1 protein-coding gene is annotated in these 1,333 nt (G+C 30.3%); it reads left to right on the plus strand.

Translation table 11 applies throughout. The features are described 5' to 3' along the window. Positions 1-36 precede the first annotated feature (36 nt). The gene (locus Q0945_RS15885; RefSeq protein ID WP_299436608.1) at positions 37-1,119 is read left to right on the plus strand and encodes a hypothetical protein; all 1,083 of its coding nucleotides are present in this window, start codon (positions 37-39) and stop codon (positions 1,117-1,119) included. Positions 1,120-1,333: the final 214 nt, after the last annotated feature.

Genomic DNA, 1,333 nt, shown 5'->3' on the forward strand with positions numbered 1-1,333 from the left:
GTTGTGTGTAATTTAACCAATCAAAGAAACTAAGTATTGAAAAAGATTTTTTTATTTTTTCTAATAACAATATTCTTTTCTTGTCAAGATGATATAAGCAATGAAAAATTCAGAAATTCAAATTATGCGTTTTATCAAGAAGATGGAAAAGAAGGAAAATGGATAAAAGTGATTGCTAATTCAGAAATGAATTTCCCAAAATCTACTTCCACATACTTCTTTGATAATGGAAATCGTTTTGGTAAACAAATTGTTTTGGATAGTTTTCCTAATAGGATTTGCAATTTTTATGATACAGATGATAATCTTCAACTGATTGAAACATTTTTAAACGACTCACTTGTTTCAATAAAATATACAGATGGACATTACAAAGAGTACTATTCAAATAAGGGAAATCTGGACTCCGAAGGTAATATAAAGAATAACATAAAAGAGGGCAAATGGATTTATTACAGAGAAGATGGCACAACTGTAAAATATATAACTCACTTTCTGGAAAATCTAGAAGATGGATTACGAAAAGACTATTATGATACTGGTGAGCTAATGGTTTCTATCTATTACAAAAAAGGAAAAAAGAACGGTAAAGCCATACATTATTATAAGAATCAACAGATTAAGGAAAGTAAAACTTATAAAAATGGCAAAGAGAATGGTAAAGTCCTTAAATATTTTGAAGATGGTTCAACTAAGTTTTCAGCGACTTATTGGAATGGAAAAGAAATTGATACTTCTAGAATCTATTATCCTAATGGAACACTAAAACAAATATTCATTTGTATTCCGGACACATTAAACAATAATTTTGAAGGAAAGCTACAATCCTATTACAATTCAGGAGTTTCAAAAGCATATATGGAGCTAACAAATTACAAACTAAATGGATTAGTTAAAACCTATAATAAAGAGGGAAAATTAACTAAATTTTGGACTGCCAAAAACGATGAAAGAACAGGAGAGTTCGGCGAATATTACGAGAATGGCAAAATTAAAATTATGGGGAATTATAAAGAAGGGTACTTTGATGAAAAAATCAAGTTTTATAATAAAAATGGTGAATTGACTAAGACTGTTAATTTCAAAGATGGCGTAGCTTTGGACTCGGTAATGCACTAAACAGTACTCAATAAAACTACACACAACAATGCCTAAACGTAATGCGGACTTATGGGCAAAATCGAAAAGTCTGTGTATATTTAGAATGTCGCTAAATCTTATGGATTTAGCTTTGGACAAGAAAAATAAAACTAAACAATAAGCTTTAGCTTCGTGCGCAAACGGAAACGAAAAAGTTTCCTTACCTCCGCACTACGCTTAGCCGAGACCGTTG

The organism is uncultured Maribacter sp., from assembly GCF_947500405.1.
In the GTDB taxonomy this organism is placed as follows: Bacteria; Bacteroidota; Bacteroidia; order Flavobacteriales; family Flavobacteriaceae; genus Maribacter_B.